General features: G+C 46.4%; 20 protein-coding genes. 12 read left to right on the forward strand and 8 right to left on the reverse strand.

The window, feature by feature from the left end; translation table 11 throughout:
• Nucleotides 1–222 precede the first annotated feature (222 nt).
• Nucleotides 223–2,649: an outer membrane beta-barrel family protein gene (locus FRZ54_RS11165; RefSeq protein ID WP_147031688.1), complete on the forward strand. Its 2,427-nt coding sequence runs from the start codon at nucleotides 223–225 to the stop codon at nucleotides 2,647–2,649.
• Between the two features lie 4 nt (nucleotides 2,650–2,653).
• On the opposite strand, the gene FRZ54_RS11170 is transcribed toward FRZ54_RS11165, so the two are convergent.
• Nucleotides 2,654–3,097, reverse strand: a complete 444-nt coding sequence (locus FRZ54_RS11170) for a DUF1634 domain-containing protein (protein WP_147031689.1) — start codon at nucleotides 3,095–3,097, stop codon at nucleotides 2,654–2,656.
• Entirely contained in the window at nucleotides 3,075–3,911 is an 837-nt protein-coding gene (locus FRZ54_RS11175; protein ID WP_147031690.1) for a sulfite exporter TauE/SafE family protein, read from the reverse strand. The genes FRZ54_RS11170 and FRZ54_RS11175 overlap by 23 nt, the downstream gene beginning before the upstream one ends.
• Nucleotides 3,912–4,053: 142 nt before the next feature.
• Between FRZ54_RS11175 and FRZ54_RS11180 the strand changes: the two genes are divergently transcribed.
• From FRZ54_RS11180 to FRZ54_RS11200, 5 genes are all read left to right on the forward strand, one after another.
• A complete protein-coding gene (locus FRZ54_RS11180; protein WP_187359814.1) occupies nucleotides 4,054–5,445 on the forward strand; it encodes a M16 family metallopeptidase in 1,392 nt (463 codons plus the stop codon).
• A 12-nt stretch (nucleotides 5,446–5,457) separates the two neighbouring features.
• Nucleotides 5,458–6,762, forward strand: a complete 1,305-nt coding sequence (locus tag FRZ54_RS11185) for a M16 family metallopeptidase (RefSeq protein ID WP_147031691.1) — start codon at nucleotides 5,458–5,460, stop codon at nucleotides 6,760–6,762.
• A gap of 87 nt (nucleotides 6,763–6,849) precedes the next feature.
• On the forward strand, nucleotides 6,850–7,908 hold the full coding sequence (locus FRZ54_RS11190) for a class I fructose-bisphosphate aldolase (RefSeq protein ID WP_147031692.1): 1,059 nt from the start codon (nucleotides 6,850–6,852) through the stop codon (nucleotides 7,906–7,908).
• Nucleotides 7,909–7,919: 11 nt separating this feature from the next.
• Nucleotides 7,920–8,537: a TMEM175 family protein gene (locus tag FRZ54_RS11195; protein WP_147031693.1), complete on the forward strand. Its 618-nt coding sequence runs from the start codon at nucleotides 7,920–7,922 to the stop codon at nucleotides 8,535–8,537.
• Nucleotides 8,538–8,585: 48 nt separating this feature from the next.
• Complete coding sequence (locus FRZ54_RS11200) at nucleotides 8,586–10,427, forward strand: UbiD family decarboxylase (RefSeq protein ID WP_147031694.1); 1,842 nt, start codon at nucleotides 8,586–8,588, stop codon at nucleotides 10,425–10,427.
• A gap of 112 nt (nucleotides 10,428–10,539) precedes the next feature.
• On the opposite strand, the gene dacB is transcribed toward FRZ54_RS11200, so the two are convergent.
• Together dacB and FRZ54_RS11210 are read right to left on the reverse strand one after the other, a co-directional pair.
• Complete coding sequence (gene dacB / locus FRZ54_RS11205) at nucleotides 10,540–11,952, reverse strand: D-alanyl-D-alanine carboxypeptidase/D-alanyl-D-alanine endopeptidase (RefSeq protein ID WP_147031695.1); 1,413 nt, start codon at nucleotides 11,950–11,952, stop codon at nucleotides 10,540–10,542.
• Nucleotides 11,924–13,360: an APC family permease gene (locus FRZ54_RS11210; RefSeq protein ID WP_147031696.1), complete on the reverse strand. Its 1,437-nt coding sequence runs from the start codon at nucleotides 13,358–13,360 to the stop codon at nucleotides 11,924–11,926. Before FRZ54_RS11210 ends, dacB begins: the two co-directional genes overlap by 29 nt.
• Before the next feature lie 151 nt (nucleotides 13,361–13,511).
• Here FRZ54_RS11210 and FRZ54_RS11215 point away from each other — a divergent pair, with 151 nt between their 5' ends.
• Nucleotides 13,512–15,770, forward strand: a complete 2,259-nt coding sequence (locus tag FRZ54_RS11215; RefSeq protein ID WP_147031697.1) for a sodium-translocating pyrophosphatase — start codon at nucleotides 13,512–13,514, stop codon at nucleotides 15,768–15,770.
• A gap of 196 nt (nucleotides 15,771–15,966) precedes the next feature.
• Nucleotides 15,967–17,505, forward strand: coding sequence for an amino acid permease (locus tag FRZ54_RS11220; protein WP_147031698.1), 1,539 nt, complete (start codon nucleotides 15,967–15,969; stop codon nucleotides 17,503–17,505).
• An 81-nt stretch (nucleotides 17,506–17,586) separates the two neighbouring features.
• On the opposite strand, the gene FRZ54_RS11225 is transcribed toward FRZ54_RS11220, so the two are convergent.
• Entirely contained in the window at nucleotides 17,587–19,344 is a 1,758-nt protein-coding gene (locus FRZ54_RS11225; RefSeq protein WP_147031699.1) for a PAS domain-containing sensor histidine kinase, read from the reverse strand.
• 21 nt (nucleotides 19,345–19,365) lie between these two features.
• Nucleotides 19,366–20,931, reverse strand: a complete 1,566-nt coding sequence (locus FRZ54_RS11230; RefSeq protein WP_147031700.1) for an ATP-binding protein — start codon at nucleotides 20,929–20,931, stop codon at nucleotides 19,366–19,368.
• A 201-nt stretch (nucleotides 20,932–21,132) separates the two neighbouring features.
• On the opposite strand from FRZ54_RS11230, the gene FRZ54_RS11235 reads away from it, so the two are divergent.
• From FRZ54_RS11235 to FRZ54_RS11245, 3 genes are all read left to right on the forward strand, one after another.
• A complete protein-coding gene (locus FRZ54_RS11235) occupies nucleotides 21,133–22,302 on the forward strand; it encodes an MFS transporter (RefSeq protein WP_147031701.1) in 1,170 nt (389 codons plus the stop codon).
• A gap of 5 nt (nucleotides 22,303–22,307) precedes the next feature.
• On the forward strand, nucleotides 22,308–22,880 hold the full coding sequence (locus FRZ54_RS11240) for a MarC family protein (RefSeq protein WP_147031702.1): 573 nt from the start codon (nucleotides 22,308–22,310) through the stop codon (nucleotides 22,878–22,880).
• A 163-nt stretch (nucleotides 22,881–23,043) separates the two neighbouring features.
• Nucleotides 23,044–23,280, forward strand: coding sequence for a hypothetical protein (locus FRZ54_RS11245; RefSeq protein ID WP_147031703.1), 237 nt, complete (start codon nucleotides 23,044–23,046; stop codon nucleotides 23,278–23,280).
• 157 nt (nucleotides 23,281–23,437) lie between these two features.
• On the opposite strand, the gene FRZ54_RS11250 is transcribed toward FRZ54_RS11245, so the two are convergent.
• Together FRZ54_RS11250 and FRZ54_RS24455 are read right to left on the reverse strand one after the other, a co-directional pair.
• Nucleotides 23,438–23,902: a DinB family protein gene (locus FRZ54_RS11250; RefSeq protein ID WP_187359815.1), complete on the reverse strand. Its 465-nt coding sequence runs from the start codon at nucleotides 23,900–23,902 to the stop codon at nucleotides 23,438–23,440.
• A 183-nt stretch (nucleotides 23,903–24,085) separates the two neighbouring features.
• Nucleotides 24,086–24,244: a hypothetical protein gene (locus FRZ54_RS24455; protein ID WP_187359816.1), complete on the reverse strand. Its 159-nt coding sequence runs from the start codon at nucleotides 24,242–24,244 to the stop codon at nucleotides 24,086–24,088.
• 115 nt (nucleotides 24,245–24,359) lie between these two features.
• Here FRZ54_RS24455 and FRZ54_RS11255 point away from each other — a divergent pair, with 115 nt between their 5' ends.
• The gene (locus FRZ54_RS11255) at nucleotides 24,360–24,566 is read left to right on the forward strand and encodes a hypothetical protein (RefSeq protein ID WP_147031705.1); all 207 of its coding nucleotides are present in this window, start codon (nucleotides 24,360–24,362) and stop codon (nucleotides 24,564–24,566) included.
• Nucleotides 24,567–24,760: the final 194 nt, after the last annotated feature.

The following is a 24,760-nucleotide window of genomic DNA, read 5'->3' on the forward strand; positions in this document are numbered from 1 at the left end:
TTGTTACAGAGGATGAGTTTTTTAAAAGCCGGATACCCGGGCATATTTCAGTGATTAAATTTATTAATATACAACTAAAATCATAGTCGCTGGAAACGGTTATTATTAATTTATCGTTAATGTAAGGCTACTAAATTTTATTAATTGTGGTTTTTAGTTGTTATATTGCACGCAGTTTTAAACCCGTAAAGTTATAGGCTAAACCTTTACTACCCCTTGTTAATGAAGCTGATTGCCGGATACTTAATTGCCGTTTTACTTACAGTTGCCTATAATTCTTCATTGGCCCAGTCAGTACTTTCGGCGGTACACGGTAATATCCGCACAGAGGATTCAACTCCTGCCGACGGCGCCACGGTGGTACTTCTGAAAGCACGCGATTCATCCATTGTAAAGTCGGCAATAAGCAACAATGAGGGTAATTTTGCCTTCGCCGAATTGCAGCCCGGCGCCTATCTTTTATTCATCACCAAATTAAATTACGCCAAATTATACTCAGGGCCCTACCAGTTGGCACAGGGCAAGGACCTTGATGCAGGAGTAGTTACGCTGACAATGAATTCAAAGGAACTTAACCAGGTGAACATAATCGGAAAAAAGGACTTTGTTGAAATTAAGCCAGATAGGACCGTTCTAAACGTCGACCGGAACATTGTAGCTTCGGGCTCGACAGTATATGACCTGCTTAGAACAGCCCCCGGTGTGAAGATTGTTAACGACGAGGTGCTGAAAGGCGGGCAAAAGGCGCTTATCACTATAAATGGCAAGCCGGTGTCTTTGTCGGGGGAGGAATTGATCAATACGTTGCGGAATTATCAGAGCAGCGCCGTTAGCCAGATTGAACTGATCGATAATTCTTCGGCCAAATACGATGCTGCTGGTGGTGGTGGGATGATCAACATCATCCTTAAAAAGAATAAAAATATTGGTTCGAATGTGGGTTTGACCGCTTCGGGAGCGCTTGGCGATAAATACAGATCGAACGCCGGCATCAACTGGGACCTCAAAACCAATAAACTTAACCTGTTTGCCAGTTACAATTTTACCGATAACAAAACAGTACACAACTTTACGAATGAAAGAGTGATCGATGTTAACAACATCGTCAATAATTTCGATGTGGATTACACGGCAGCAACCCTATCAAAAAATCATAGTTTTAATTTGGGCACAGACTATTCATTAGCACCAAAACATACCATAGGTGTGCTTTTTTACGGCACGGATAATTTTATCGATATTGATAAACGGAATAACACCGTCATCAAAACCGGCGGGCAAACAGATTCGGGTATATTCACCCGATCAAACATCAGCAGGCACATTACCAACCTCAATTATAACGCCAATTACAGGGGGGCCTTTGGCAATGAGAGCAAAAGCGTTTTATCTGCGGATTTTAATTATTCTACCTATAACAGGCATTCGATAGAAATGCTGCAAAATGATTTTCTGGATGCACAGGGCCAACCCGACGGCACGCCGTTGTTTTATACAGACAATTCTCCTTCGCAAATACATGTCCGGTCCGAAAATATTGATTTTAGCCAGGCATTGTCAAAAAACAGTAGCCTCGACTTCGGGATAAAAAACAGCCAGGTAAAAAGCGATAATACGATTGATTTTGAACAACAGATCAACAATACCAATACGCCGGTTGCAGACTTGACCGATCATTTCATATATAACGAACGGATCAACGCGGCGTATATCAGGTACGGACTTAAATTTACAAACGGTAGCTTGTCGCTTGGCCTGCGTGCCGAACAAACAAATTCAACCTCGCTGTCTGTAAGCCCTAACAGGCTGGTGGATAGCAGCTATTTTAACCTGTTCCCCAACGTACAGTTTACTTTTGAGCCCGATAAAGATAACCAGCTTACCGCGTTCTACTCCCGCAACATCAACAGGCCCAACTACCAGGACCTGAACCCTTTCGTGGGCTACGTGGATCAGTTTTTTTATAGTACCGGCAATCCTTTTTTAAAGCCATTTTATATAAACACCATCCAGGTGTCAGATCTCTATCTTCATAAATATAAGATCACGTTGAATGCGTCGGTGACAAATAACTATTTCAGCACCATCTTCTCGCAGGACGACGTGACAAAAGTGTACACTACAGTAAAAGAGAACATTGCTACACGTTACCGGTATTCTATTCAATTGGGTATACCGTTTGAATTTACCCGCTGGTGGAATTTAAACCTTGACCTTACGGGGCTGCACGATCAGTACGATTATTTCGCAGCGGATCAGCCAAACAGGGGAAGCTTTGCCCTTGAAACCACACTTAGCCAGGATTTTACGATCACCAAAAAACTCAGTGCCCAGCTCGAGGCCATCTATCAATCACCGACATATTTTGTAATTAACGATTACAGGGAAGACTATTTCGTGAATGCGGGCCTGCGTTATGCCATTGCAAAGAACGCCAGCTTAAGTTTAACCGCGTCGGATATTTTCAATACCGATGTTGACAAGATCCATTCTGATTACCGCAACCTGGATATTACACAGCGCGACAAAAGACCGACCCGCTTTATTGGCTTTACCTTCTCGTACCATTTCGGGACATCGTCGTTAAAAAACCGGAATAATACAACCGATGAGCAAAAAAGGCTCAGCGGAAGCAGCAATGAGAATTGACCGGTTATCCGGCATGGCCGCTTATCATGCTGGTTAAAATAATAAGGAGCACCAGTATGGAGATAAAGGTGTACAGGTAATCCTTCTCTATAAGGAACCCGATACCGGCAAATACTACGCGTAATACAGGTGTAGCTATCAGCAAAACAATACCAAACTGGATGATCGCCTGTCCCTTCAAATGGATAACGCCATCCATAACACCGCTGATATGACCTATGAAATCGGGCACTTTGTTGAAACTTACAAAATCGATCTGGCTGTGACCATGATTGAATAAGAAAATGATGCCGCCGGTAATAACAAAGGCTGTCGACACAAAAACGCCGATACGCAATATCCAGCCGATAACAGCCTGCATGTCCTTATCTTTAAAACTGCCGGGCGTCTTTGTTCCTGCATCCGTATCCCGGGGTATATGTTTTTTAGATTTTTCCCGCGATGCCATTATAGATCATTTGAATTGCGATAAGCGTGATAACGATAGCGAATATCTTTCTGAGCCACCCCGAGGATTCGGCGCGCACCAATATTTTCGAGCCGCTGAGCGCACCCAACAATACGCCGATAACCACGGGCATAGCAATAGCCGGGTGTATGTAACCGCGTTGCAGGTAAACTACCGCGCTCGCCGCCGCAGTAACCCCGATCATAAAATTGCTGGTGGTGGTTGATACTTTAAAGGGAATGCGCATTACTCCGTCCATGGCAATTACTTTCAGGGCGCCCGAACCGATGCCTAACAAGCCCGAAATAACACCCGCCAATATCATTGTCGCAAACCCTCCAACAACATTGGTTACACCGTATTCGACCACTTCATGATTGACGGGATAACTTCCGCCAAGTTTCAGCTTACTGGCAAGATAACTTTGCTGGTTAACCGTACGCTCCGCCAGTTGCCTGAAAGACATAGCAGCAGAAACAAGAAGGATGCCGCCAAAAAGAACAGCTATATATTGCGCAGGAATATAGATGGCAAGTATGGCGCCGGTGAAGGCACCCGCCGTGGTTGCTATTTCCAGGAACATACCTATTCGTATATTGGTAATGCCTTCCTTAACATAGGCAGCGGCGGCACCGGAAGATGTTGCAATAACCGACACCAGCGAAGCACCTATGGCATAATGGATATTGACATGCAACACCAGCGTGAGCAACGGAATGACAATAAAACCGCCACCCAGGCCCGTGAGCGAACCAAGAAGGCCCGCGAAATAGGAGCCAAGCAAAACGATGACAGTAAATACAATTACCGACATAGGCGGAGCAGATTATTGAGAGCAGCTAAGGTAGGAATAAAGTTTTAGCCGTTTGGTTTGAAAAATAATTTTGTGAACTTTCAAAACGTTATGAACTAACAATTTTGTTTTGCTATTTTAAACCGTTGAAAAAACCTTTATCATGATCCATAAAAAATATCAGTTTACTAAAAAAGCACTTCTTTTTCTTTTCCTTATCCTGCAGCCTGTTATGCTTTTTGCGCAGGCTAAATTGCCCGAAAATATGTTCATGCGCAAGATGCCAAACGGGCTCGATGTGCTTGTGATAGAAGATAACAGTGTGCCGCTGGCCACCATTATGATAACCTGCAAAAACGGAGCGTACACCGAAACCCCGCGTTTTAATGGTTTAAGCCACCTTTACGAACACATGTTTTTTAAGGCTAACCGCGACTACAACAGCCAGGAGGAATTTATGACGCGCGTAAGCGAGTTAGGGATCAAATTTAATGGAGAGACCTCTTTTGAAAATGTGAACTATTATTTTACCCTTCCCAATTACAACCTGGAGGAGGGTCTCAAATTCATGAATTCGGCTATACGCTTTCCGAAATTTGACCGGCGGGAAATGATGCGCGAAAACGTTGTGGTGGATGACGAGTTTCAGCGCCTGGAGTCGAACCCGTTTCATGCCCTGAACGACGCTATGGAACATCACCTTTGGGGTAACCTCTATAGCCGGAAAAACCCTATCGGCAATCACCAGGTGATCAGGTCGGCCACGCCTGACCTGATGGACTCGATCAAAAATAAATACTATTTCCCCAATAATTGCCTGTTGACTGTAGCGGGAAGCGTTTCGCACGAGGACGTTTTCAGCCAGGTCGACAAAATATACGGTTCCTGGCAATCCTCCGGGTTCGACCCTTTTCAGAAATGGCCCGTGCCCGAATTTAAGCCGCTCCAAAAGACAGATTATTTTATTGTCGAATCCCCCTTATCTAATGTGCCGGTGATCGACCTGGAATGGCACGGCCCCGATATGCGCACCGATGTACCAGCCACTTATGCGGCCGACGTATTCTCCTATATTATCAACCAAAACTCCTCGAAATTGCATAAGGCCCTTGTGCAGTCGGGCCTGGCATTGCAGGTTGATATCGGCTATTTGACGCTTAGTCATGTTGGCCCGATATCATTGCATGTTGTTCCGAACCCGTCAAAGATCAGGGAATGTATGGCTGAGTTGAAAAAACAGATAGAAATGATGGACAACGACGATTATGTGACTGATGAACAGATAGAAACGGCGAAGGAGAAGCTGGAGATCATCAAAATAAGGGAGGAAGAAGTTACCTCTGATTTTACACAGGTGCTGGCCTTTTGGTGGTCCGCGGCATCAATGGATTACTTTAGCGGGTACAACGCGAACCTGCAAAAGATGACGCGTGCCGATCTGCAAAGCTACGTCCGGAAATATATCAAGGGCCACCCTTATTGTGCTGGCCTGCTATTGAGCCCCGAATTGAAACAACAGGTTCAGCCCGAGAAATTTTTTGCCGCTAACAACTAATGTACCCCCGATATGAAAAGATATATCACACTCACCATAAGTTTATTTTTTATTGCGTTTGCTGCATTTGCTCAGCGCACCGCAACCTCTTTCGATGTCGATGGCATCAAGGTCATCTTCAAACCGACCGTAAAAAATGTCATTAGTGTCCGCGTGTTTTATCGTGGCGGCGTTGCCAATTACCCGGCCGATAAGGCGGGTATTGAAGATATTGCACTGGAAGCCGCCGGGCAATGCGGTACCCAAAAATACAGCGCAGACGTTTTCCGCGACCGTACGGATAAATTTGGTGTCGTTATTTCAGGCGAGTCTGACTATGACTATGGTGATATTACGCTGGATTGTGTCTCGAAATACTTTAACGAAAGCTGGGACCTGCTTACCGAGGCGGTTACCCGCCCCGTATTTGATGAGGGGGAGGTTGAACAGTTGAAGTCGAAGGCCATCGCCAGGATACGCCAGTCGGAATCAGACCCTGACGACCATATCCGGCAGTTGGCCATCGCCAATGCATTTGCCGGCACACCCTATGCCACCGACCCGAAAGGTACGGAAGAGGCCGTAAATAAATTAACGGCTGCAGGGCTTAAATCCTATTACAGCAGTATCCTGAACAAAAATCAAATGTTCATTGTTGTTGCCGGAAACATCAGTAAGGATGAATTGATAAGCAAAGTACGGGCCTCTTTTGGTTCGTTGCCTTCACGCCCGTACACCCCTGTAACATACGATCCTCCGCTATGGAACGACTACAAAGTGCTTACAGAAAAGCGCGACCTGCAGACCAACTACATTAATGGTGTGATGAATGCCCCGCCGGTTAACAGTGCCGATTTTTTTGCCTATCGTTTAGGGATCAGCGTTTTAAGCGGCGAACTTTTTGGCGAATTAAGAACACGTCTTCATCTTTCCTACGATCCTGGTGCCGAAACGGTGAACCAATTGATGCCCTTCGCGATCATGTCCGTAAGTACATCAAGTCCCAAAGAAGCTGTAAGGGCGATGACGGAGGCCCTGAACCTGGAAAGGAACTCCCGTGTTACGCCTGAGGGCCTTACCGAACTCAAAAGCAGTTATATCACAAGCTATTTTATGAAGGAGCAAAGTTCGTCGGCGATAACCGGGAGTTTGGGTGAGGCGGAAGTTTTAGGCGGGTGGGAAACCGCCGAGAATTTACCCGACCTGGTTAACAAAGTAACAGCCGAACAAATATCGGGGGCCATCAATAAATACATTGCCGGATTAAGATGGGCCTACCTTGGTAATGCCGACCAGGCTAATGAAGCGGAAGGGGCCTTCAGTAAAAAAGTACGATAGGGTATCGGTTAAATGTAATTGTTGAATAAATTTGTCAACAACATCACGTTTCTGCTGTAATATAGCATAACCATTTACTTCAAAGCCATGTCATTAGCCAGGATTACCGATCTATTGGGTAAGGAAGCAGACGATCTGCTCAGTTACCAGTGCAAAACATTTCCCAAAGAGCAGCTTCATACGCCGTCGCCGGATTTTGTGGACAGAGTATTTGCGCTCAGCAATCGAAACCCGCAAGTGCTGCGCAATTTGCAGGCCATGTATGATCACGGCCGGCTGGCCGGAACGGGTTACCTTTCTATTTTGCCTGTGGACCAGGGCATTGAGCACACTGCCGGAGCTTCTTTTGCGAAGGATCCATTATATTTCGATCCTGAGAATATCATTAAACTTGCTATTGAAGGCAATTGCAATGCCGTGGCAACCACTTTTGGCAACCTGGCAATGATGTCGAGAAAATATGCACACAAAATACCATTCCTGGTAAAACTCAACCATAACGAATTACTCACCTATCCAACCAAGTATAACCAGATCATGTTCGGTACGGTGAAGGACGCCTGGAACCTGGGCGCCGCCGCGGTTGGCGCCACGGTGTACTTTGGGTCGGAGCAGTCGGACAGGCAGATCATCGAAGTAGCGGAAGCGTTTGAAGAGGCCCACGCAATGGGTATGGCGACCGTCCTTTGGTGCTACACGCGCAATAATGCCTTTAAAAAGGATGGGGTGAATTACGAAACATCGGCTGATATTACCGGGCAGGCTAATCACATCGGCGTGACAATACAGGCCGATATTATCAAACAGAAAATGCCCGACGTTAACGGTGGCTTTACCGCTATTAATTTCTCCAAAAGCGATCCGCTGATGTACAGTAAATTAAGCACGAACCATCCTATCGATCTTTGCCGTTACCAGTTGGCGAATTGCTATATGGGGCGGGCCGGGCTGATCAATTCAGGCGGCGAATCCAAAGGTGCTTCAGACCTGGCTGACTCAGTAAAACATGCAGTAGTAAATAAGAGGGCAGGAGGTACGGGACTGATACTGGGCCGGCGTGCGTTTCAGCGGCCGTTCCAGGAGGGCGTTGATTTCCTGCACACTATACAGGATGTGTATTTGGCAAAAGAGATCAGCATTGCCTAACCCGGCATAAAATGAACAAAGTACGACTCGAGAATTTTTCGGACGGGGTATTTGCCATAGCGGTAACCCTGCTTATTTTAAGTGTCAGAATACCCGACGCAAAAAATTACGATAACCACGAGCTCAATTACGCTCTCCGGAGGGCCGTGCCTCACCTTATAACTTTCGCATTTAGTTTTATGGTGGTGGGTGTTTTTTGGGTGGCGCACCATCGTATATTTTCTATGGCTAAAAAGGTGGATAACGGGCTTTTGTGGCTCAATGTGTTCTATCTTTTATTCGTGGCTATTATGCCTTACCCAACCGCTTTGCTCGCCGAAAACCCTTTTTTAACCACTGGGATACTTGTTTACTCAACGGCTCTGTTCATTATCGCTTTTATGCACTTTTTACTGCTCAACCACATCTATGCCAATAAACGCGTCCGCAGCGAAGTCTTCACTGCTGAAATATACCAGTCGTATTTGCGTATAGGCGCTGTGGGTCCGGTGTGTTATATCCTGGCTGCAGGCGGCAGCTTTATCAGTCCATACATCAGCTTTTTCTTCATCTTTGCAGCGCTTGTGTTTTATATATTTTTTTCGCGCAGCACCAAAGTTGAAGAGAAGCTGTTAATGAAGGCAGAATAACATTTGCCGGATTTAGCTACATTTGGCGCAAAACATTTCAGCAGTTAAATGGGGTATCCGAATTTACAAGCCTGCATTTCCGATCTTGAAAAAAACGGGCATCTTATCCGTATCAAAGAAGAGGTGGACCCATACCTGCAAATGGCAGCCATACACCTGCGGGTATTTGAAAACAAGGGCCCGGCTATCCTGTTCGAAAATGTGAAAGGCAGTAAGTTCCCGGCGTTATCTAATTTATTCGGAACGCTCGACAGGTCGAAATTCATTTTTCGCGATACGCTGGAACAGATCAAAACTTTGATCGAACTGAAGAATGACCCGATGAAGGCACTTAAACAGCCTTTTAAATATGCTCATGTCGGTCTGACTGCATGGTCGGCGCTGCCCATGAAAGTAAGCGGTAGTGCGCCTGTAAGTTTCGGAAAAGCGAAGATTAGCGATTTGCCGCAGATAGTGAACTGGCCCATGGACGGCGGTCCGTTCGTGACCATGCCGCAGGTTTATACCGAGGATATAGACAAACCCGGCGTTATGAACGCCAACCTGGGCATGTACCGAATCCAGTTGGCCGGTAACGATTATATCCAAAACCAGGAGATTGGCCTGCATTACCAACTGCACCGCGGTATCGGTATCCATCAAACCAAAGCCAATGCCAAAGGGCAACCATTAAAGGTGAGCATTTTTGTAGGCGGACCGCCGGCACACCCGGTAGCGGCTGTGATGCCATTGCCCGAAGGATTATCCGAACTAACCTTTGCCGGGGCATTGGGCAACCGCAGGTTCCGGTATTTTTATGACGACGAAGGTTTTTGCATATCGGCTGATGCCGATTTTGTTATAACAGGTACGGTGATGCCGCATGAGAATAAACCGGAAGGGCCCTTCGGGGATCACCTGGGTTATTATAGCTTGAAACATGATTTCCCGCTGATGAAGGTACACAACGTTTACCACAGGAAAGACGCCATTTGGTCGTTTACTGTAGTTGGCCGACCGCCGCAGGAGGATACCAGCTTCGGGGCGTTAATACATGAGATAACGGGAGAAGCTATCGGTAAGGAAATACCCGGCCTGCATGCCGTGAATGCTGTTGACGCTGCCGGAGTACACCCCTTGTTATTTGCTATCGGCAGCGAGCGCTATACGCCTTATTCCAATGAGGAACGTAAACCGCAGGAAATACTGACCATTGCCAACCGTATTTTGGGAACTAACCAGTTAAGCCTGGCCAAATATCTGTTCATCACAGCCAAAGAAGATGATCGTGATTTGAGTGTGGATGACATTGGCGGATTTCTTAAACATGTCCTTCAACGTATCGACCTAAGCCGCGACCTGCATTTTTATACCAATACCACTATTGACACACTCGACTACAGCGGAAGCGGGTTAAACTCGGGCAGTAAAGTGGCAGTTGCAGTGGCAGGGGCGGTGAAAAGAGAGCTATGGGGCGAACTGCCACCGGGTTTTGATATGCCCCGGCCATTCGTAAATTATAAAATGGTGATGCCCGGCATATTGGCGGTGGAAGTTCCTAAAAATATCAAACACAGCGATACGCCGCTTATTTTCGAGATACTGGAAGAACATTTGTCCGATAAACAGTTAGATGGCCTGCCTTTAATCGTGCTTTGCGATGACGCCGGGTTCACTGCCCAAAATCTCAATAACTTTGTGTGGGTAACCTTTACCCGCAGCAACCCCTCGCACGATATTTACGGCATTAACAGCTTTACCGAACACAAGCACTGGGGCTGCAAAGGCCCGCTCATCATCGATGCACGCATTAAACCGCATCACGCGCCGGTTTTGGAAAAAGATCCGGGAGTTGAAAAATTAGTGGATAAGATGGGGGAGAAGGGAGGAGCGTTGTATGGAATTATTTAATTGAAAATTACATCATGCCGAACGTGTTACGGCACTCCACAGTACAAGATATTTGCGATGGCGCAGACCTGCATGTAAGATGCTGAAACAAGTTTAGCATGACGTATTGCGTTTATTTCAACTCATCCAAAACCCTAAACATCTTCTCCTTAATTCCCCTTGACGATCCGTTAAAATTATTCACCATGATAGAAAAGCATAGCTCTCGCCCATTGTGGGTTTGATAGCCGGCATAGGTTAGTACGTTCAGGATGCTGCCGCTTTTCATTTTCATGTTGTTGTAGGTTGGCAGGCTTTCGTAAAAATCGGCATACCAGTCGGTGCCTTTGGCTGATTTTAGCACGGTTGCCATGGTCATGGTAGTTACCCGGTCGCCGGGGGATAGACCGCTGCCATCGACAACGTTTAATGAATTTGGGTCGATGCCCCGCGCTTTCCAGAAATTCTGCTCCACCTCTACGCCGTTGTCTGTGCTTGGTTGCTTGCCTTGTTTCCAGGCGACGGTTTTCAGCAACTGCTCGGCATACAGGTTAATGCTTTTCTGGTTAAGCCAGTAAACTATTTTGCTTAAAGTTGGGGAAAGTATGGTAGTCAGATTTTGCCCGATCTGCGGTGTTTGCTGCCCTTTGGCGGTTAATGTTCCGGTTGATTCCGCTCCGCCGGTTACCATAATACCGATGCGTTGCAGGGTATCGGCTAAACGGTACGCGGCGTCATATGCCGGGTCGGGTATGGCTGCGGATATGCTTTTCTTTTCCTGGTCCTGTGCATAGGTGCCGCGCAGGTACATCAGCTTGCCACCGACCGGGAGGTATGCGTACGCGTTATCGCCGGTTCCGGCAGGAGCATTTACCAGTTCGCTTTTGAAATCCAGGTAAGGCATTGAAGGAACCGTTCTCGATACACCTATCGGGCTATCCGCGCGACCGGTGCGGAGTTTGATATCAAACTGGTTCTCGCGCCAGGTGAGGCCCGATGTGCCGGCTCCGTAGTAGTTGCCCACATCCATCCATATCCAGCCGTTGGGCACCGACTGCGAACCGAAAATGGAATCGTCGCCGATAACGCGACCGTTTATTTTTTTGATGCCGGCCTTTTGCAGGGCGGTTGTCATCTGCGTCAGCACTTCACTTTCTTTATGCCCGGCGTAGCGCCAGCTTCCAAGGGTCGGGTCGCCGCTGCCTTTGATGATCACGTCGCCGTTGAGCGTTCCGCCCGCGTCGATAGTTCCGGTGTAACCAAATTGTGTTTGATATTGAAAATCCCTCCCCAAAATGTTGAAGGCGGTAATGGAGGTAATGGTTTTTAAAGTGGATGCCGTCGCCAGGCCCATGTTCGGGTTGGCTGCAAATATGGTTTCGCCGGTTTTAGCGTCGAGTACCGTTAACGAAACGGATGCATATTTACATTGGCTGTCCTGCTCCAAGCGGTTAAAGGCAGCCTGCAGCTTCGACTGTAAGCCTTGCGCCGGGCAAACAACCGGGGCGAAAAAAAGACTAATTATCAGTATCTGCCGGAACTTCATCTTTTAGATTACGCTGAGAAAAATAATAGATCGGTATACCCAACAACACAATGCCCAAACCCGGCCAGGTAAAGTTTGGCTTATAAATGATGAGCAATATGCAAAATGCTATTCCCATCACGATATAAATTGCAGGCAACACGGGGTAACCAAATGCTTTGTATGGTCGTTCAGCATCGGGCCGGGTAATACGGAGTTTATAAATGCCGATTATGGTCAACACGTAGAATAGCACTACCACAAATGAGATCATATCCAGCAGGTCGCCGTATTTTCCGCTAAGGCAAAGGATCGATGCGACCAAAGCCTGTATCCATAAGCCAAATTCAGGAACGGAAAATTTGTTCAATGTCCCTGTTTTTTTGAAGAACAATCCATCCTTAGCCATCGTATAGTAAACCCGTGCCCCGGCAAATATCAACCCGTTGTTACAACCAAAGGTCGAGATCATGATCATCACTGCGATTACAATGGTGCCGCCATTTCCGAATATCACATGCGAGGCGGCAACAGCCACCCGGTCTTTATCAGCGGTTGCAATATCATGCAGGGGCAAAACTGCTGTATACATTACGTTTGCCGCTACATAAATAAGTGTCACGATCATCGTTCCTAAAAACAGGCTCAACGCAACGTCCCGTTTAGGGTTTTTCATTTCGCCGGCAATAAAAGTTACGCTGTTCCACGAGTCGCTGCTGAAAATAGAACCGACCATTGATGCAGCGATCGCACCTAAAGCGGCGACACTGGTATATTCAGCAAAGCTGCCATCAGTGTTTAGTTTATGCAATGTCCAGGCGTTGCTCCAGTTCAGGTGCCAGGTGTTGCTGCTTAGCGCCCAAAAACCAAAAATGATCAGGCCAAACAGGCTCAATATTTTGGTTAGCGTAAAAGTTGTTTGAATGATCTTGCCGCTTTTTACCCCCCTGGTGTTGATGAATGTTAAAAGTACAATAACGCAAATAGAAACTATCTGCGCGGCGCTGATCTTTATAAATCCAAGGTTGAACAAAATATTATCCTCGCTTACCGCCGGTATCAGGTATGCGGTGAATTTAGAGAATGCCACCCCCACGGCTGCTATCGTTCCTGTTTGGATGACGGCGAAGAAACTCCACCCGTACAGGAAGCCCATTAGTTTGTTGTAGATCTCTTTGAGGTATACATATTGCCCGCCTGCCTTAGGGAACATCCCGCTAAGCTCGCCGTAGCTTAAAGCGGCTGTCAGGGTCATAAAACCTGTGATGAGCCAAACTACAATCAGCCATCCTGCCGAACCCACGTTACGCGTAATATCAGCGCTTACAATAAATATCCCCGAACCGATCATCGATCCCGCCACCAGCATGGTGCCGTCGAGCAGGCCAAGCTCGTGTTTTAAATGGGGCTGTTTCAAATCTTCCTTCATTAGCTGCAACAGGTTTAAACGCCTAAGCTATTTAAAAATTTATAATTGGGCGATGTGTCACAAAGAAATTAAATTTGTTATTTTCGCGGGCAATTTATTTTTGAACGCAATCACGCTTAAAAACAATCATTTATAAACCAAAAATTTAAACATGGATTTTTTGTACAATAACCTAATTTACTTTATTCCGGTTATGGGGATCATCGGCATCCTGTTCATGCTCGGCAAGTCTGCCTGGGTTACCAAACAGGAAACAGGCGACGCCAACATGACCGAACTTTCGGGTTACATTGCTGATGGGGCAATGGCTTTCCTGAAAGCTGAATGGAAAATTCTAAGCTATTTCGTAGTTGTTGCCGCGCTTTTGCTGGCTTATTCAGGTACCACGGTTGAGAATTCGAGCCCGGTCATTGCAATTTCCTTTATAACGGGAGCTTTCCTTTCGGCTTTTGCCGGTTTTATCGGTATGCGCATCGCTACCAAGGCTAACGTACGTACAACACAGGCTGCCCGCACCAGTTTGGCCAAGGCTTTAAATGTGTCGTTTACGGGCGGTACGGTAATGGGTCTTGGCGTGGCTGGTTTGGCCATCATCGGGCTGGGTTCGCTGTTCATTGTTTTTTATACCATGTATGTGAAGAATGTAACCGGAGCCAACATCAACGGCGAAGCAATGGCTAAAGCGCTTGAAGTGCTTGCCGGTTTTTCGCTGGGAGCAGAATCTATTGCATTGTTTGCCCGTGTTGGCGGTGGCATCTATACCAAAGCTGCCGACGTAGGCGCCGACCTGGTAGGTAAGGTTGAAGCCGGTATCCCCGAGGACGACGTGCGTAACCCTGCTACCATTGCCGATAACGTGGGCGATAACGTGGGCGACGTTGCCGGTATGGGCGCCGACCTTTTCGGTTCATACGTTGCTACCATGCTGGCTACTATGGTACTGGGTCGCGAGATCGTATCGCACGATAACTTCGGTGGTATTGCGCCGGTGTTGTTACCTATGGTTATTGCCGGTTTGGGGCTTATCTTTTCAATAATAGCCTCTTACTTTGTAAAAATAAAAAATGAAACTGATAGCGTTCAAAATGCGCTGAACATAGGCAACTGGATGTCGATCATCTTAACAGCTATTGCTACTTATTTCCTGGTACAATGGATGCTACCTGCCGACGACCTGCACATGGTACGCGACGAAGGTGCGACCGGCATATTGAAAGACGGCGCTTCACACTTTACACGCAGCGGTGTTTACGGTGCTATTTTAGTTGGCCTGGTAGTGGGTACGCTGATGTCGATGATCACCGAATACTACACAGCTATGGGCAAACGCCCTGTATTGGGCATTATTCGCCAGTCGTCCACAGGTCACGCCACCAACATTATCGGCGGTTTGGCTGTAGGTATGGAATCGACAGTAGCACCTATCCTGGTACTTGCTGCTGGTATTTACGGGTCGTACTATTGCGCAGGTTTATACGGCGTGTCCATCGCTGCCGCGGGTATGATGGCCACTACAGCCATGCAGTTATCGATCGACGCTTTCGGGCCGATAGCTGATAACGCCGGCGGTATTGCCGAAATGAGCCGTTTACCCGAAGAAGTTCGTCACCGGACGGACAACCTCGATGCTGTAGGTAACACTACCGCAGCAACCGGTAAAGGTTTTGCGATCGCATCTGCCGCTCTTACTTCGCTTGCCCTGTTTGCCGCCTTTGTAGGTGTAGCCGGCATCGAACATATCGATATCTATAAAGCGCCTGTGCTTGCTGGTTTATTTGTGGGTGGTATGATACCTTTCATATTTTCAGCCCTGGCTATATCGGCAGTAGGCCGGGCAGCAATGGCGATGGTGGAAGAAGTTCGCCGCCAGTTCCGCGATATTCCGGGCATTATGGAATATAAGGCTAAACCCGAGTACGAAAAATGTGTGGCCATATCAACCAAAGCATCGATCCGTGAGATGGTTGCCCCTGGTTTGATCGCTTTGATCACACCGATCATTGTAGGTTTTATCTTTGGCCCTGAAGTTTTAGGCGGCTTATTGGCCGGTGTTACGGTGTCGGGCGTGTTGATGGGTATATTCCAAAGCAACGCAGGTGGTGCATGGGATAACGCAAAAAAATCATTCGAGAAAGGTGTGGAGATCAACGGCGAAATGCACTACAAAAAATCTGATCCGCACAAAGCATCTGTAACAGGTGATACCGTGGGCGATCCGTTCAAAGATACTTCGGGCCCTTCTATGAACATTTTGATCAAACTGATGTCGATCGTGTCTTTGGTTATCGCGCCGCATCTGAATGCCAATAAGGTTCCCAAAGCTGCCGCCAGCATCGATAACCCGGTTAAAAAGGAGATCGTGATGCAGGTAAAAAGCGTTCAGGTAATGAAAACAGACAAGAAAGGTTAATAAATAACCAAACAGATATAAAGAAAGGCTTCCGGAAGGAGGCCTTTTTGCGTAGATAGGGTTAATTGTTTCAAATACTAATTTGAAAAAACATGCAGTTATCCCTTTGTTACATGCAAGGTTTTAAGATTTCAATAAATTTAATTACGTTTGGAAAAACTGATTTTATCTCAATAAAACAACAACTGATCTTATAATGAGTTTATTCGTAAAAAAATCGATCCAGCAACTGCTTTCAACTGCTGACGGAGAAAAGTCCCTGAAACGGACGCTTGGCTCGGGCAGTTTGATCGCCCTGGGCATCGGAGCCATTATCGGCGCGGGCCTTTTCGTAAGGACAGCCGCAGCAGCAGGTGGTTTCGCAGGTCCTGCCGTTACCATTTCATTTATTATTGCAGCCATCGGCTGCGCCTTCGCGGGTTTATGTTATGCGGAGTTTGCCTCCATTATTCCTATTGCGGGAAGTGCCTACACTTATGCTTATGCCACTATGGGCGAGATCATTGCCTGGGTTATTGGTTGGGCGCTGATACTGGAGTACGCACTTGGTGCCGCGACCGTGTCGATAAGCTGGAGCGAATATGCCAACCGGCTGCTTAGCGGTGGAGTCCCGGGGAAAGGGATACCTTATGAATGGTGCCACTCTCCAATGGAGTCGGCAATTATCAACGGCGTTAGTCACCACGGTATTATCAATTTGCCGGCCCTGGTTATCCTGCTGGCATTGTCCCTGTTGCTTATAAAAGGCACCCAGGAGTCAGCTATCGTTAATGCTATTATCGTGATACTGAAAGTAGCCATTGTATTAGTGTTTATAGCTATCGGATGGGGATTTATACAGGCAAAAAATCATACGCCTTATCTTATTCCGGCTACCGCGCCGGCGGCGTTGCTGCCCGACGGTACGACATATTCCTATCTCGATTTCTTCCGGCATGGCTGGGGTGGTGTACTAAGAGGTGCGGGTATTGTGTTCTTCGCCTTTATTGGTTTTGACGCAGTGTCGACAGCTGCCCAGGAAGCTAAGAATCCAAAGAAAGATATGCCAATAGGTATCCTTGGTTCGTTGGTTATATGTACTGTTTTGTATATCTTATTTTCATGGGTGCTAACAGGCGTTGCCCCTTACCAGGACTTTATGCATGCAGGTAAGGAAGCTTCGGTAGCTTATGCTATAAGTACCTATATGATAGGCTACGGATGGTTGTCCACATTGGTAACAGTAGCCATATTACTTGGCTTTTCGTCAGTAATACTAGTGATGCTGCTGGGCCAGTCGAGGGTGTTTTATACCATGTCGACAGATGGCTTGCTGCCAAAAGTATTCTCCGATCTTCACCCTAAATTCAGGACGCCTTACAAGAGTAATATGTTGTTATTCGTTTTTGTAGGTGCATTTGCAGCGTTCCTGCCCGAAACCGTCGCGGGAGACTTAACGTCGATAGGTACCCTGTTTGCGTTCGTGGTAGTATGCGTTGGCGTAATGGTACTACGGAAGAAAGATCCTAACCTTGTACGGCCTTTCAAAACACCACTTGTGCCACTTGTTCCTATTTTGGGTATTATCATTTGTGCGGCCATGATCCTAAGCTTACCAGGTAGGACACAATTAAGCGCCCTTGCATGGATGGTTGTAGGTTTATTGATTTATTTTAGCTACAGCAAGAAAAATAGTAAGCTTGGCAGTGCAGGCGATGCATTGCCTACCGCTTCTGATTTTGAGAAGTTGGGCTAACCTGCCCATTGCCCTTAACATAACAAAACAGCCCCGGATCACTCCGGGGCTGTTTGCATTGTGAACTGTTTATGAGGCAAATTAGATAGCAAATTTTATGGTAGTTACCGAGCCTAAACCCGGCCCTTCGCTGCTGATGTCGAAAGTGCCGGCGTGGCTCTCCACTATCGACCGGCAATTATAAAGACCTAAGCCTGTGCCGCTCTTTTTGGTGGTAAACCCGCGTTGGAAGAATTTCTGGCTGGTTTCCTCATCAAATCCCTGCCCGTTGTCGGTAATCTTTAGTTCAATGTGTTTGTCGGCCGAATCCAACGAAATGGAAATACATTTGCCTTCGGCTTCCATGTTGATAGCTTCGAGGCTGTTCTTCATCACGTTTAGTATCACCTGCATGAGCTTGGTATGATCGCCTTTGATCACGTGATTGCCAGCCTTGATATTAACGCTTAGTTTTACGCCCTTTTTCTCCATCGACGCCAGCAGCATTGAGCGGCAATTGTCGAGCAGATCAACCAGGTTAACCGGTTTGCGTTCGTGCGATGCGCCATGGTTGCGTACCAGTTGGCGCTGTATGTTCAGTATTTCCTGTATGTGCGATACGATATGCAGCAATTCGCCTACCGAGGTGCTTATCTCTTTTTGATTCTCTGCCTGCGTTTTCGAGATACCATCCGTTATGGTGACTAAAGCATTCGCCTTATCCTCGCCAATGGCGTTACTCAAAAGCCCATGCTGGTTTTTCAGGAAAGCGTTGAGATTTTTCAATGCATCAAGGCTGTTCTTTTCGGTTGCGCGGTTTATCCTGTTCAGGTACGAACCAAAGCCCACCAGTGCGTTACCAATATCATGCAAAACTTCTGAAGCTATTTCGAATTTGCCCTGTGCAATGGCCTTCTCAAGCTCCTGCTCTTTTTGCAGAAGTATCTGCCCGTTCAGCACTTTCAACTCATCCGATTGCGCATTAAGCTCCTCGTTAAGTTTCTTCAGCGCTTCCTCCGAGCGTTTCCTTTCAGTTATATCATGGCCGATGCCGAGTATGCGGTCTATCACGCCGGATTTGCCATAAACCGGCACCTTCGACGTAGATAGCCAGCGTTCTTTACCGTCCTTGTCAAAAAAGAATTCCTCCTTGTTCAGTTGTGGCTTACCGCTCAGCACCTCCATATCGTTGCTATAACCCCTTTCCCCAATTTCGCCGGGAAAAAGTTCGATATCGTTCTTGCCGATCACGTCAGCTTCCGAATTTAGCCCAATGCAGGCTACATCAGCTTTGTTGGCAATTATTTTACGGCCTTCGGCATCTTTTACATAAATAGTGTCGGGCAAATTGTCTATCAGGGTGCGCAACAGTATCTTTTCACTTTGTATATCCGATTCAGCCTTTTTCTGGCCGGTTACGTCAACATTTGTTCCGATAAGGCTGGTTATCTTGCCGGTAGTTTCGTCTTTAAGCGAGCTTCCGCGCGAGCATATCCAAACCCAGCTTCCGTCAGCATGTTTCATCCGGAAGAAGCTCTCATACATCCCTATGGGATTGACCAGGTAATCGAAAAAGCAGCTTACAGCTTCCATCCGGTCCTCGGGGTGTATCAGTTCGGCCCAAACGCTATCCAGGTTTTTTCTTCCCGACAGGTCGTAATCGTTAATTTCCCTGCCAAGCATGGAAAAGTAAACACTGTTGCAATCCAGGAAATCGGCCTTTGGAAAATACTCCCATGCGCCCGTGTTTGACGATGAGATGAGCGCACGATACTTTTTTATCGTTTGTTCCAGCTCCTCCGCGGTATGCTGAACCGTGCTTTTATCGGTACCTTCGCTCTTTAAAACAAAATCCATCATGGTATTTTCGGCTATTTTGGGTTAGGCTAATGGCAGGCTGATAGTAAACACCGCACCCTTGTTGTTGCTTACCGCAATTTTACCGCCATGGGCGCTCACATACTGCTTTACTATGGCCAGGCCAAGGCCGGTACCGTTCTTCTTGTTTTTGGTGACGAACGGGTCGAAAAGGGTACCCATTATATCCTGCGGAATGCCCGGCCCGTTATCACAAATGGCCAGCATCAGGTTTTTTTCCTCAACCCACCCCGAAATGTGTACAAACGGGTTTTGAACTTTATGATCAAACAGCACATCAGCCGCATTATTTACGAGGTTGCTTATCACCCTGCGCAATTTGCTTTCGTCGCCGGGCACTATCAGGCCGTCGGGCATGTAGGCCTGGATGGAGATGCAGCCGCATCCTTCAATACATTTAGCCTGGTCAATAGCCTCAAGCGTTATTTTATTGATGTCGACAGGTTTCTTCTGTACAGGTATTTCTTTGATAAAATCTAAAAAGTCTTCAAATATATCCGATGCCTGCTCAGCCGACTGGTCTATCATGTCTATCAGGTCGTTTTCGGCGCCTTCCTCGCGCATCATATCCGTCATAAATTTGATGTTCTTGATAGGCGTCCGCAGGTCGTGCATCACCATACCGATAACCTGGCCCACAGCGGATAGCTTTTCCTTCTGTATCAATTTGTCATTTAACTCTGCATTGCGGATAGCGTGTGCCGCGTTTTGTACAAACAGTTTCAGCAGGTACATTTTCTCCGTCTTCAGCTTTTCAACTTTCTGAAGCAGGGCGAAAACATAATAGTTCTCCATACGGGCAAGCACCAGCTCATCTAACTGGCAAACCTCGTCTTTCTCCAGGTCGGCAGCTTTTACACGGGCCGTAAGCTCGTCGATATTAATGCGCTCTTCAATAGCGCCAATGGATAATATTTTCTCGTAATTCAGGTCCTTATCCAGTTTGCCGATCAGGGCCATGGTGGTGTCCAGCGAACCGGCAAGCTGTTCCAGTATGTTTTTTAATAATGAATTTAGCTGATTTTTATTCAGGCCGATATTCGCTATCGACTCGATCAGTTTCTCCAAATTCCTAAGTTTGTTGTAATCGGTGCAGGCTTTGGTAGCCAGCTGTATAATTTCTTCGGGAGCGTATGGTTTGCAATGATAGCCCACATTCTGGCCGGCCTGGTCTACGATCTCGTCGATGGAGCGGTCGCTGTAGGCGGTAATAAAGATAATTTCAGCTTTGGCGTCAACTTTGCGTATCTCGATGGCGGTTTCCAGGCCGTTCCAGCCGGGCATGCGCATGTCCAGGAATATAACCGCATAAGGAGTGCCGTTCTCAATGGCTTTCTGAACCTTTTTGAGGCCGTCCATGCCGTTTGAAGCTTTGTCGACGGTGAACACCGGAATGCTGGGAGTACGTGTCAGTAACAATGGTTTAGTATTGCCAAACAACACATCGAAGGCATTGTCAATGTCTTCCTGTTCTTCGGACTGGTTGCGTGGTATCAGGATGTCTTCAATGTTATCCCTCACCATTTCCTCGTCATCAATAACCAAAACTGATGTATTAACTTCGTTCATTTTTTGATATATAATTGCTTTAGATTCAGCTACTTTTACGCGAATACTTATATTAGGTTATAGCGGCCCGGTAAAATTTTATAATATTAAACACGTTATAGGCCTGGCGATGTGCTGATGCCACTTTTTTTATTGCCATGGCGGGCGTTGTGCGGGCAAACACCTAATATTACCGTTTTTAATTTTTTGTGAATATTATTTATGCGGGGAAATAAAAACCTGTGGGTATTAGTACTTATTTGTGTCATCAATTCGCTGGGATTTGGCCTTATCGTTCCGCTGATATACCAATACGGCAAGGAATTCGGCCTAACCAAGCAAACCCTCGGGCTGCTTACCGCTTCGTTTTCCATTGCACAATTTTTTGCCACACCGCTGCTGGGCGCGCTTTCCGATAAGTTTGGCCGCAAGCCTATTCTCGTTATCAGTTTGGCGGGCACGTTTGTATCCTTCATTTTGTTTGCCGAGGCCCGAAGCATGCTGATGTTGTTCGCGTCGCGTATACTGGATGGTCTTACAGGGGGTAATATATCCGTGGCACAAGCCATGGTGTCCGATAGTTCAACGCCTGAAAATCGTTCGAAAAACTTTGGTATCCTGGGCTCGGCTTTTGCATTCGGTTTTATTATAGGGCCCGCTATTGGCGGATTGTTGAGTAAATTCGGGTTGCAGGTGCCCTTTTTCTTCGCGGCGGGGGTATCGTTGCTGGGAGTGTTGTGTTCCATATTCTTTTTACAGGAAACCAACGGCGAAGGCAAGAAAAGTGCGGAAACCCCGCATTATCTCGAAATATTTAAATCGCTTGCTACCATCATGACCAAGCCTATTGTCGGCACGGCTATTTTTACCGGGTTTTTGCTCACCATGGCGCAATTTACCATGGTTATAGGTTTCCAGGTTTTCAGCATCGATGTGCTGAAGGTAGATACTACCACGCTCGGCTGGTTCTTTGCGGCCTTTAGTATTGTTGGCATCGTCGCGCAGCTTAGTATTTCGGCAGTAACCAGGGCCTTAAAATCAAAAACATTGATCCTGTTTATTTCAACGCTGTTTTGTGCTGTCGCGATGTTGCTTGCCGGTTTTGCAACGGGTTTTCTCATCTTCGGAGCTTGCCTTACGGTATACGGACTGTTCAACGGCTTGCGAAACCCTATGCTTAATGCCATTATTGCCGAAAACAATTCACGGTCGGAGCAGGGGAGGGTATTGGGGATCAACCAGTCGTATGTGTCGTTAGGGCAGATATTGGGCCCGATCGGCGCGGGTTTTATCGGCGCATTGTCAGTTCATGCAATATTCTTCCTGTCAGCATTTTATATTTTAATAGCTTTGTTGTTTAGTATGCGCCTGCGCAAAAAACAACAAGATTAAAAGCGATGGATATATTCAACATTAAGGAGATCATTTCGGTAACGATGATCCTTTTTGCCATTATCGACATTATGGGCGCCATTCCCGTGATCATCGAGCTGCGCCAAAAGGCCGGGCACATTCAATCCGAAAAAGCGTCGGTTGCCGTATTGATACTCATGGTAGGTTTCCTGTATGCGGGCAATGGTTTGCTTAGCCTTATTGGTATCGATATAGCGTCTTTTGCTATAGCCGGTTCGCTGGTGATATTTTTTATTGCGATGGAAATGATACTGGGCATCAAATTTTTTAAAGAAGACGACGTGCCCGATACCGTATCCATTGTACCGCTGGCCTTTCCGCTTATAGCCGGCGCCGGAACCATGACCACCCTGCTTTCACTCAAATCACAATACCAAACACAGAATATCATTGTGGGTATTGTGCTGAACACACTGTTTGTTTACCTGGTATTAAAGAATGTAAAATGGCTGGAGAAGCTACTCGGCAAAACCGGTGTCAGCATCCTGCGAAAAGCGTTCGGGGTGATACTGCTGGCCATAGCTATCAAGCTGTTCAGGAGTAATACGCATCTTTAATGTGCTGATTCCAGATGTGCGGATGTGCAAATAAAGTATCTCTGCCGGGGGGTATTTAGAGGGGGCCGCTTGTCAACCAAACAACTACAGATATTTCATAAACCCGTCTATAGTTCTGCGGCTTCCTATTCAACAACTTTGATCTGTTAACACCAAACAGGTCATGAAAAAGACAATAGAAGTTTATCATTTATATTGCATAAATATGCAATGCCCCTATTCGGTTTTCCAATTAATGGTTGAGACCCGCCTGCCGGAGACGACAGAAAATTTGCTTACCCGCCATACTTGTAATTGCTGCGGCAGGCCCCTGGTATCAACCCTGGATATGAAAAGCAGAAGCCTGGTTACTGAAACCAAATCCAGGATGCTGTATTACCCGGCTTACGCTAATAATTGATTCGCCGTGCTGTATCGTCTGTAAAGCCCGATAAAGCAAAGGAATTATATGTTCTGTCATTTCGACGAGGGAAACGAGGAGAAATCTTACTCGCCCTGCTTGTCGCCCGTATAAGATTTCTCACTTCGTTCGAAATGACATGGCGGAATAACGAAGATCACACCCCACCCATATCTCTGTAAAACTTCCTGATGATGCTGATCTGCCCGCGATGGTATATTTCGTCCTCCACCATATGATATAAAACCCAGGCCAGGTTGCAGCCGGTTTCGGCATCGTAATCGTTTATCCGGCGGGTAAGGTCGTCGTGCGTAACGTTAGCTAATGAAGCAAGCATCATTTCCCGCGACCGGCTAAGTTCGGCTACATAATGTTCAACAGCTTGCCCGGTTATCAGTTGCGGCAGGTATTTGCCCATATCCATTGCAGGCAGCCATTTTTGGGTTTCCTCGTCCGTTAACTTTCGCCCCTCCACAAACTCCACCCGAAAATAATTCTCAATAGCTACCATGTGCGAGAGCAAAGCGCCAATAGTGTTCCACCCTGTTTTATATTGCCAGTGCAGTTCGGCCACCGTTAAGTTTTTGAGCGACAGGATGGTGGTAAGCCGGGCATCCTGCAATATCCCCTGTAAATAATCCAGCGAGTGGTCGGATAGCTTACCGAATTGGATATGGAAGGATCGTTTTAATATGACTCAAAATAAATATATCAATTTGGCTTGGCAAAATTGATGTTCGCTTTTACAGGATACCAGAAATAACAACGGGAATAGCTATATTGGCGATAGATTTAACAAGATCGCTTATTCCTTTTCAGGCAGCCTAAAAATGGTTCTCTTATTATTCGGTATACCACTTGCAATATCTCTTCTTTCTTCAACTGTGTTGTACAGAAAATTTGAGGAAGCCGGGCACAGTAATGCAAGGGTGGCAAGTATCTGGATCTTTATCGGTGGATTCATTGTTATGTTTTTTGTAATGCTTTTTTTGATCGTATTATGATATTCCCAATCCCGCCTTTTGGGGTTGTTTGCCAATTAATTCACTATCTTAGTTTTGCATAATAAATAAAACCCTATGCCTGATGCAGTTTTGCTTGGCTTGCTATTCGGTATACCGTTAGCGGGCTCATCTTTGGTGTGTTACTTTTTGTATAAAAGGTTAATAAGGGTCGGCAATAAGTCGCCGCGATTGATCAGTATCCTGGTATTTGCAGGCTGTTACGTCCTCATTTTTGCTGCCATTTTTATTATTATTCTCAACAGCATCAGGCTGGAAAGATGAAAGCGATCGATATTAAAATGTTATTTCTTTCGTTTTAATGAGCAAAAAAAGATAAATGCTTGGATTTATTATCCTTATGATGTTTGCGGTATCAATAGGTGGTGCTGCCTTTGTATCCGGTATAGTTTATAATAGATTGGTAGAAACGGGCAATAAATATCCTAAGACCATTAACGCAATTGTATTCATCGGCA

This window comes from Mucilaginibacter ginsenosidivorans (genome assembly GCF_007971025.1).
Taxonomy (GTDB): Bacteria; Bacteroidota; Bacteroidia; order Sphingobacteriales; family Sphingobacteriaceae; genus Mucilaginibacter; species Mucilaginibacter ginsenosidivorans.

Bases quoted from the DNA above. Each gene is read 5' to 3' on its own strand.
- FRZ54_RS11165 (WP_147031688.1), top strand. From the start codon at position 223: ATGAAGCTGATTGCCGGATACTTAATTGCCGTTTTACTTACAGTTGCC.
- FRZ54_RS11170 (WP_147031689.1), bottom strand. From the start codon at position 3,097: ATGGCATCGCGGGAAAAATCTAAAAAACATATACCCCGGGATACGGAT.
- FRZ54_RS11175 (WP_147031690.1), bottom strand. From the start codon at position 3,911: ATGTCGGTAATTGTATTTACTGTCATCGTTTTGCTTGGCTCCTATTTC.
- FRZ54_RS11180 (WP_187359814.1), top strand. From the start codon at position 4,054: ATGATCCATAAAAAATATCAGTTTACTAAAAAAGCACTTCTTTTTCTT.
- FRZ54_RS11185 (WP_147031691.1), top strand. From the start codon at position 5,458: ATGAAAAGATATATCACACTCACCATAAGTTTATTTTTTATTGCGTTT.
- FRZ54_RS11190 (WP_147031692.1), top strand. From the start codon at position 6,850: ATGTCATTAGCCAGGATTACCGATCTATTGGGTAAGGAAGCAGACGAT.
- FRZ54_RS11195 (WP_147031693.1), top strand. From the start codon at position 7,920: ATGAACAAAGTACGACTCGAGAATTTTTCGGACGGGGTATTTGCCATA.
- FRZ54_RS11200 (WP_147031694.1), top strand. From the start codon at position 8,586: ATGGGGTATCCGAATTTACAAGCCTGCATTTCCGATCTTGAAAAAAAC.
- dacB (WP_147031695.1), bottom strand. From the start codon at position 11,952: ATGAAGTTCCGGCAGATACTGATAATTAGTCTTTTTTTCGCCCCGGTT.
- FRZ54_RS11210 (WP_147031696.1), bottom strand. From the start codon at position 13,360: ATGAAGGAAGATTTGAAACAGCCCCATTTAAAACACGAGCTTGGCCTG.
- FRZ54_RS11215 (WP_147031697.1), top strand. From the start codon at position 13,512: ATGGATTTTTTGTACAATAACCTAATTTACTTTATTCCGGTTATGGGG.
- FRZ54_RS11220 (WP_147031698.1), top strand. From the start codon at position 15,967: ATGAGTTTATTCGTAAAAAAATCGATCCAGCAACTGCTTTCAACTGCT.
- FRZ54_RS11225 (WP_147031699.1), bottom strand. From the start codon at position 19,344: ATGATGGATTTTGTTTTAAAGAGCGAAGGTACCGATAAAAGCACGGTT.
- FRZ54_RS11230 (WP_147031700.1), bottom strand. From the start codon at position 20,931: ATGAACGAAGTTAATACATCAGTTTTGGTTATTGATGACGAGGAAATG.
- FRZ54_RS11235 (WP_147031701.1), top strand. From the start codon at position 21,133: ATGCGGGGAAATAAAAACCTGTGGGTATTAGTACTTATTTGTGTCATC.
- FRZ54_RS11240 (WP_147031702.1), top strand. From the start codon at position 22,308: ATGGATATATTCAACATTAAGGAGATCATTTCGGTAACGATGATCCTT.
- FRZ54_RS11245 (WP_147031703.1), top strand. From the start codon at position 23,044: ATGAAAAAGACAATAGAAGTTTATCATTTATATTGCATAAATATGCAA.
- FRZ54_RS24455 (WP_187359816.1), bottom strand. From the start codon at position 24,244: ATGAATCCACCGATAAAGATCCAGATACTTGCCACCCTTGCATTACTG.
- FRZ54_RS11255 (WP_147031705.1), top strand. From the start codon at position 24,360: ATGCCTGATGCAGTTTTGCTTGGCTTGCTATTCGGTATACCGTTAGCG.